The following is a 7,826-nucleotide window of genomic DNA, read 5'->3' on the forward strand; positions in this document are numbered from 1 at the left end:
ACGTGCCCGGTCTGGTCGTGGTCTCGGTGACCGACTTCGGCCACAGCGGCCCCTACCGGGACTACGCCGGGAGCGACCCGGTGCTGGTCGCCCTGTCGGGGATGCTCTTCCGCGCCGGGGTTCCGGAGCTGCCCCCGGTGCTCCCGCCCGGCAACCTGGCCTACGACGTGGCGGGCGTGGTGGCGGCCTTCGCCGCCCTCACCGGGCTCTGGCACCGGCTCCGGCGCGGCTCCGGCGCCCACATCGACCTGTCGGTGATGGAGGCGTGCGCCCAGACCACCGACTGGGGGCTCACCAGCTTCAGCTTCATCCGCCGCCTCGGCAGCTATGCCGAGGTCCGCGACGGCGGGGGGCCGATCTACAACATCTATCCGTGCCAGGACGGCTTCGTCCGGGCCTCGGTGGTGACCAAGCGCGAGTGGCACCGCATCCGGGAGTGGCTGGGGGATCCCGAGTTCCTGATGGACCCGCACTGGGACGTCGGGGCGGCACGCATCGAGGCCCGCGACGTGCTCGAGCCGCTGTACCGGGAGCTGTTCGCCCGCTATCCCAAGATCGAGCTGTCGATCGAGGGCCAGCGCCGGGGTCTGGGGGTCACCCCGCTGCTGGAGCCGGCGGACGTGCTGGCCGCCGAGCACTTTGCCCGGAGGGGGTCGTTCCGCGCCGTCCCGGTCATCGACGGGGTGTCGGGTCCGGTCCCCGACGGGTTCGTGACCATCGACGGGGTGCGGGCCGGCGTGCGGACCCCGGCTCCGGAGGCCCCCGGCGTGGCGGGCCCGTTCACCTGGACGGAGCGGACGGCGCCGGTCGACCCGGTGCCGGCGCCGCGTGATCCCGTCGGTCCCCGGACCGGCGGCGAGGCGGACGCCGCCCGACCTTTTGCCGGCGTGCGCGTCCTCGACTTCGGCGTGGCCGGAGCCACCCCCGAGGTGGCCCGCCTCCTGGCGGAGTACGGCGCCGAGTCCATCCGGGTGGAGAGCCGGCTGCGCCCCGACCTGTTCCGTGTGATCCAGGGCGGCGAGATGAGCGCCGTCTTCGCATCGTCGAACCGCTCCAAGCAGAGCTTCGGGGTGGACTTCGCCACCCCCGAGGGGCGGGAGCTGGTGCTGGAGATGGTCCGCCGGGCCGACGTCGTCGTGGAGAACCTTCCGCCCGGCACGATGGAGCGTCTGCGCCTCGGCTGGCCCGAGCTCTCGGCGGTGAACCCGGGGCTCGTGATGCTGAGCAGCCAGCTGATGGGGAGGGGGGGACCGTGGGAGGAGTGGCGGGGCTACGGCGCCAACACCCAGCCCGTCGGCGGCCTCACCCACCTCTGGACCTTCCCGGGGATGGGCCCGGTCGGCGCCAACGTCGCCTTCCCCGACCACGTCGTCGGGCGCCTGGGGACGGTGGCGGTGCTGGCGGGGCTGTTGCGCCGGGCCCGCACGGGCGCGGGGTGCTACGTGGAGATCGCCCAAGTGGAGACGGTGCTCAACCTGCTCGGGGACCTCTTCCTGCAGGAGGCGCTGGAACCGGGGTCGGTCCGGCCCCGGGGCAACGAGAGCGACCGCGGCTTCCCCTGGGGCGTATACCCGTGCGCGGGGGAGCAGCGCTGGTGCGTCATCACCTGTCGCGACGACCGCGACTGGGCCGGTCTGGTGCGGGCGCTCGGGAGCCCGGCCTGGGCCACCGACCCCGAGCTGGCCGAAGTCGACGGCCGGCGGGGGCGAGCCGGCGAGATCGACTCCCGGCTGGCGGAGTGGACGGCGGAGCGCGCCGACCGGGAGGTGATGGAGGTCCTGCAGGCCGCCGGGGTGCCGGCCGGGCGGATGATGTACATGAGCGACGAGCCGGACGATCCCCACCTGCAGGCGCGGGGGTACCTGCGGGAGCTGGACCAGCCCGGTCTCGGCCCGGTCCTGTTCGAGGGGCCGGCCTTCCACTCGTCGGCGTTTCCCGACGTGGACCTCTTCCCGGCCCCACTGCTCGGGGAGCACACCCGGCACATCTGCCGCTCGCTGCTCGGGTTGGCGGACGAGCGCGTCGAGGACCTGGTGGCGCGGGGGGTCCTGTTCGAGCCGATCTGACTGCGGCGGGCTAGAGACCAGCCACGGCGGGCGGCATGGGCACGCCGACGGTGAGGCCCCCGTCGACCACGAACTCGGCCCCCGTGCAGTACCCGCTCTCGTCCGAGGCCAGGTAGAGCGACAGCGGGGCCACGTCCTCCGGCTGGCCGATCCGGCCGGCGGGGGCGTGGTCGAACAGCCGGCGGGCCGTCTCCCCCGGGATCGGGAGGATCGGGGTCTCGATGAACCCGGGATGGATCGAGTTGACGCGGATGTTGCGTGACGCGTACTCCAGCGCCGCCGTCTTGGTCATCCCCCGCACGGCCCACTTGCTGGCCACGTATCCGACGCAGTTGGCCATGCCCCGGATCCCGTCGACCGACGAGATGTTGACGATCGAGCCCCCGCCGGCCCGCACCATGGCCGGGATGACGTGCTTCATGCCGAGGAACACCCCGACCTGGTTGACCCCCACAACCGCCATGTAGTCGTCGAGGCTGTGCTCGGCCACCGGCCCGGTCCGGGCGATGCCGGCGTTGTTGACCAGCACGTCCACCCGGCCGAAACGGCGCTCGGTCTCCGCCACCACCTCGCGCCATCCCGCCTCGTCGGCCACGTCGTGGTGCAGATAGGCGGCGCCGGGGCCCAGGTCCTCCGCCCGGTGGGTCCCCTCGTCGTCCACCACGTCGGTGAGCACGACCCGCGCCCCCTCGGCCACGAACAGGCGGGCGGTGACCGCGCCCTGACCCCGCTCGTGGGCGGCGCCGGTGATGATGGCCACCTTCCCGTCAAGCCGTCCCACGCTGCGCTCCTCTCCGGGCCGAAGGGGTCGCGGACCGTACCAGCCGGGTCCGCCTCCGGTATGGTCGAAACCGTGAGGTTCGGGCTGCTGTACGAGATCGAGCCGAAGCGGCCGTGGGGGGACACGACCGTCTCGGACTGCTACTGGGACGCGCTGGAGCAGGTCAAAGTGGCCGAGGACGTCGGCTTCACCCACGTGTTCTCGGTCGAGCACCACTTCCTCGACGAGTTCTCGGTGGCGTCCGCCCCGGAGGTGTGGCTGGCGGCGGTGGCGCAGCACACGTCGACCATCCGGATCGGGCACGGCTCGCGTCTGCTGCCGTTCAAGTACAACAACCCGATCCGCTCAGCGGAGATGGCGGCGGTGCTCGACATCATGTCCAAGGGCCGCCTCGAGTTCGGCACCGCCCGTTCGGCGTCGGGGCTTGAGATCCACGGTTTCGGCATAGATCCCAACGAGACCCGGGCCCAGTGGGACGAGGCGCTGCACATGATCCCCCGGATGTGGACCGAGGAGGAGTTCTCGTGGGACTCCCCGACGTTCCGGATGCCGACGCGCAACGTCCTGCCCAAACCCGTGCAGAAGCCCCATCCCCCGATCTGGGTGTCGGGGACCCAGCCCTCGTCGTCCGTGATGGCGGCGGAACGGGGGATCGGGTACATGCACTTCTCGGTGTCGTCCACCGACGATCTGGCCGACCAGGTCTCCGACTACAAGCGTCTGGTCAAGGCGCCGACGGATCCGGTGGGCCTGGCCGTCAACGACCAGTTTGCCGCCTTCACGATGATGTACTGCGGGCGGGACGACGGGGATGCCCTGGCCCGCGGCTTCGAGGGGCTGTGCTGGTACGCCAACATGGTCGAGCACGTCTATGCCCAGCTGGCCGACCTGGAGGGCGCCACCGACGAGAGCTACCGGTGGTACCGGGAGCGGTTCGGGGGGGCGGAGGCGCGGGTGCGCGAGCTCGACGAGATGCGCGCCAACCACTCGATGGTGCTCGGTGGGCCGGAGTCCTGCATCCGCGACGTTGAGTGGTACGCCGACCAGGGGGTCGACCTGCTGCTGATGCTGGTGCACGCCGCTCCCATGCGCCACGAGGACGTGGTCGAGTCGCTGCGCCGGTTCGGCAGCGAGGTCATCCCCAAGTTCAGTTGAACGAGACCGAGACGGCGGCCCTGGCCGAGTGGCTGTCGGCCCGGCTGGATCCGCCTGCATCCCCGGCCGGCCCCCTCGTCGTCTCCGACGTGGAGGCCCTGTCCACCGGCTTCTCGGCCGAGACGATCTCCGTGCACGCCTCGTGGGGCCCGGGCACCTCCACCAGGCACCTGGTCCTCCGGCGGGAGAGCCCCGACCCCGCTGTGTATCCGCAGCAGGCCCCCGGCGTCGACATCGAGGTCGACATCCAGTACCGGGTGATGGCGGCGCTGTCGACCCACGGCGTCGTCCCGGTGGCTCCGACGATCGGCTACGAGCCCGACCCGTCGGTGCTGGGCGCGCCGTTCTTCGTGATGGAGTTCGTCGACGGCGCGGTGCCGCTCGTGACGCCGAGCTACGCCGAGTCCGGCTTCTTTGCCGAAGCCACTCCGGCCGACCGCGGGGCCATGATCGCGGACGGCATCCGCGTGCTGGCCTCCCTGCACACCGTCGACTGGCGGGAGGGGGGCCTCGGTTGGCTGCTGGGTGGGGGATCGGACGCCTCGGCCGCCCGCCAGCTGGGGATCTGGCGCAGGTACTCGGAGCGGGAACTGAAGGGCCGGGAGCACCCGCTGATGGCCCGGGCCTTCGAGTGGCTCGAGGCCGAGCTCCCCCCGGCCGGCCTGGCGACGTTGAACTGGGGGGACCCCCGCCCGGGAAACATGATCTGGCGGGACTTCCGGTGCGTGTGCGTCACCGACTTCGAGGCGGCCTGCATCGCCCCCGCCGAGGTCGACCTGGGCTGGTGGCTGATGTTCGACCGGTGGTCCCACGAATCCGCCGGCGTCTCCCGGCTCGAGGGTGAGCCCACCCGTGAGGAGCAGGCCGATCTGTACCGGCGGCTCTCGGGGCGGGACATCGGTGACCTCCGCTGGTTCGAGGTGTTCGCCGCCCTGCGCTACTGCGCCATCGTCGTGCGGGTGATGAACCGGACGGTCGAGCGGGGCCTGATGCCGGCGGACAACTCCATCTGGCTGGAGAACCAGGCGACCGTCTGCCTGGCCGAACTGCTTGCATAATCGTGGCGGACGACCTGGAGTGGCCGGTGGAGGAGAGCGTCGAGACCTGGGGCGAGAACAGGCCGGAGAGCCACACCGCGTTGCCGGCGCGGGTCGAGGCGTGGCGGCGGCGGACGGCCACCGGCGCCCTCCTCACCGGGATCGCCCGCGGCTTCGGAGAGGTCTTCGAGCCCGAGCGGGAGCCGGCGGCCATCGTGGCCGAGGCCCCGGGTGAGCCCTTCGGCCCACCCCGTCCGGTGGAGGCGATCCTCGATCCCGACGACCCCTCGGCCAGCAGCCTGGTCGTGCGGCGCTGGCTGATGGAGGGCGCCGACAGAGGCGGGGACGGTGACGCCGGGGCACCCGGGGAGGGACCGGGTCCCGCCGCCTGAGACCTGCCGACGCCGGTGCGGGGGCCGGGGTCCTCCGAGCCGGCCCGCGCCGCCCGGCGCCGGTGTTGGGCCGATCCGTACCCCTAAACGGCCGACGCCGAACGTGCCCGCCCCTAGGTTGTGCCGATGGGCCGCTTCGAGGGTCGGGTCGTGCTCGTCACCGGGGCCGCCCGGGGTCAGGGCCGCTCCCACGCCGTGGCGCTGGGGCGCGAGGGGGCGGCGGTGGCCCTCCTCGACGTCGCATCGGGGGCGTGTGACCACCCCCCGCTGGTGGTGGCCGACCGCGCCGACCTCGACGCCGCCGCGACGGCGGTCGAGGAGGCGGGGGGCCGGGCCCTGGCCCTGCAGTGCGACGTGCGCGACGAGGACCAGATGGCCCGGGCGGTGGCGGCCACGGTGCGGGAGTTCGGCGGCATCGACCACGTCGTCGCCAACGCCGGCGTGGAGAACGCCTTCATGCCCGCCTGGCAGATCCCGAAGGCCGACTGGGACGCCGTGCTGGCCACCAACGTCACCGGCGCCTGGCTGACCTGCAAGCACACCGCGCCCCACCTGATCGAGCGCGGCCCCGGGTCGTCGATGGTGCTGATCGCCTCCGGGGCGGCGCTCCGTCCGCTGTCGTGGAACGCCGACTACACCACCTCGAAGTACGCGGTCATGGGTCTCGGGCTCAGCCTGGCCAACGACCTCGGGGAGCACGGGATCCGGGTCAACGTGATCTGCCCGGGCGCCACCGACACCCCCATGATCACCGAGCTGGCGCGGGTGGCGGGCATCGAGCGCCACGACTTCCTGCGGCAGTTCGAGAGCAGCTACCTGCTCCCCACCGGCGTCCTGGCGCCCGAGGAGTCGACCACGCCGGCGCTGCTGTGGCTGCTCTCCGACGACGCCAGGTGGCTGACGGGGGTGGTGCTCCCGGTCGACGCCGGGGCCTGGATCCGCACCGCCCCCCGCCGGCGCCGGGCCGGGACCACCCCGTGAGCACCGAGCCCCCCTACCGCTACGAGCGCACCGCGACCGCCTCCGAGGTGGCGGAGCGCTTCGGGCACGTCGAGCCCGGGGACGGTTCCGGCCAGGACGTGGCGGTGGCGGGCCGGGTGATGCTGCACCGGCACCAGGGGAAGCTGGACTTTGCCGAGCTGCGGGACTCGAGCGGGGAGGTCCAGCTCTTTGCCGGATCGGGGTGGACCGACCGTTACGAGGAGTTCACCGCCCTGTCGTTGGGGGACTGGGTCGGGGCCCGGGGAGAGGTCGTGCGCACCCGGCGCGGCGAGCTCTCGGTGAGGGTGGCCGAGTGGGCCCTCCTGGCCGGGGCCCGCCGGGGTTTCGGGGACAAGTGGCGGGGCGTGACCGACGTCGACACCCGTTACCGGCAGCGCGAGGTCGACCTGTGGGCCAACGCCGACACCCGGCGGGTGTTCCTGCTCCGCAGCCGCATGCTGCAGGTCGTCCGTGACTTCCTGCACGGGCGCGGCTTCATGGAGGTCGAGACGCCGACGCTGCACCTGGTGCCCAGTGGGGGCCACGCCCTGCCGTTCCGCACCCACCACAACGCCCTCGACCTGGACCTGTTCCTGCGCATAGCCCTCGAGCTGCACCTGAAGCGCCTGATCATCGGCGGCTTCGAGAACGTGTTCGAGATCGGCCGGGTGTTCCGGAACGAGGGGATCTCCCCGCGCCACAACCCCGAGTTCACCATGCTGGAGCTGTACCAGGCCTATGCCGACTACCACGACATCATGGCCCTGGTCGAGGACCTGGTCTCCCACGTCTTCCGGGAGCTGCGCGGGACCACGGCCGTGTCGTACTCGGGCCAACCCCTCGACTTCGCCCCGCCGTGGCGGAGGGCCACCATGGCAACGCTGATCTCGGAGACCACGGGGCGGGAGGCCCACCTCGACCTCGGCCCCGACAAGCTGCGCGCCGTGGCCGCCGAGCTCGAGGTGCCGCTGCGCGACGAGTGGGGCCCGGGCAAGGTGATGCTCGCGATCTACGAGAAGACGACCGAACCCAAGCTCTGGGGACCGGTGTTCGTCTGCGACTACCCCCAGGAGGTGTCCCCCCTGGCGCGCGCCCACCGCGGCGCGCCCGGCTACGTCGAGCGCTTCGAGGCGGTGGTGGCGGGCCGGGAGCTGGGCAACGCCTTCTCGGAGCTCACCGATCCCGACGAGCAGCGGGCCCGCTTCTCCGAGCAGGCGCGCGAGCGGGCCGCCGGGGACCAGGAGGCCATGCCGGTGGACGAGGACTTCATCCGCGCCCTCGAGTACGGGATGCCGCCGACCGGCGGCCTCGGGATCGGCATGGACCGGCTGGCCATGTTCCTCGCGGACGTACAGAACATCCGCGACGTCGTGCTGTTCCCGACCCTGCGCCCCGAGGGGTAGTCGGCCCCGAG

The 7,826-nt window shown here is 72.5% G+C and carries 7 protein-coding genes; 6 read left to right on the forward strand and 1 reads right to left on the reverse strand.

Going from position 1 to position 7,826, the window contains the following annotated elements; translation table 11 throughout:
* A partial coding sequence (locus VFW24_05770; GenBank protein HEX5266261.1) for a CoA transferase occupies positions 1 to 2,066 on the forward strand: 2,066 nt, incomplete at its 5' end.
* Between the two features lie 10 nt (positions 2,067 to 2,076).
* On the opposite strand, the gene VFW24_05775 is transcribed toward VFW24_05770, so the two are convergent.
* Positions 2,077 to 2,847 carry a glucose 1-dehydrogenase gene (locus tag VFW24_05775; GenBank protein ID HEX5266262.1) on the reverse strand — a complete coding sequence of 257 codons (771 nt, stop codon included), beginning with the start codon at positions 2,845 to 2,847 and terminating at the stop codon, positions 2,077 to 2,079.
* A gap of 72 nt (positions 2,848 to 2,919) precedes the next feature.
* Here VFW24_05775 and VFW24_05780 point away from each other — a divergent pair, with 72 nt between their 5' ends.
* The 5 genes from VFW24_05780 (at position 2,920) to lysS (ending at position 7,815) form a co-directional block, all read left to right on the forward strand.
* A complete protein-coding gene (locus VFW24_05780) occupies positions 2,920 to 4,002 on the forward strand; it encodes an LLM class flavin-dependent oxidoreductase (protein ID HEX5266263.1) in 1,083 nt (360 codons plus the stop codon).
* Positions 3,999 to 5,060, forward strand: a complete 1,062-nt coding sequence (locus VFW24_05785) for a phosphotransferase family protein (GenBank protein ID HEX5266264.1) — start codon at positions 3,999 to 4,001, stop codon at positions 5,058 to 5,060. Before VFW24_05780 ends, VFW24_05785 begins: the two co-directional genes overlap by 4 nt.
* A 2-nt stretch (positions 5,061 to 5,062) precedes the next feature.
* A complete protein-coding gene (locus tag VFW24_05790) occupies positions 5,063 to 5,431 on the forward strand; it encodes a hypothetical protein (GenBank protein HEX5266265.1) in 369 nt (122 codons plus the stop codon).
* Between the two features lie 126 nt (positions 5,432 to 5,557).
* Entirely contained in the window at positions 5,558 to 6,412 is an 855-nt protein-coding gene (locus VFW24_05795) for an SDR family oxidoreductase (protein ID HEX5266266.1), read from the forward strand.
* Positions 6,409 to 7,815, forward strand: coding sequence for a lysine--tRNA ligase (lysS, locus tag VFW24_05800; GenBank protein ID HEX5266267.1), 1,407 nt, complete (start codon positions 6,409 to 6,411; stop codon positions 7,813 to 7,815). Before VFW24_05795 ends, lysS begins: the two co-directional genes overlap by 4 nt.
* Positions 7,816 to 7,826 lie beyond the last annotated feature (11 nt).

It is taken from the genome of Acidimicrobiales bacterium (assembly GCA_036273495.1).
Lineage (GTDB): Bacteria > Actinomycetota > Acidimicrobiia > Acidimicrobiales > JAJPHE01 > DASSEU01.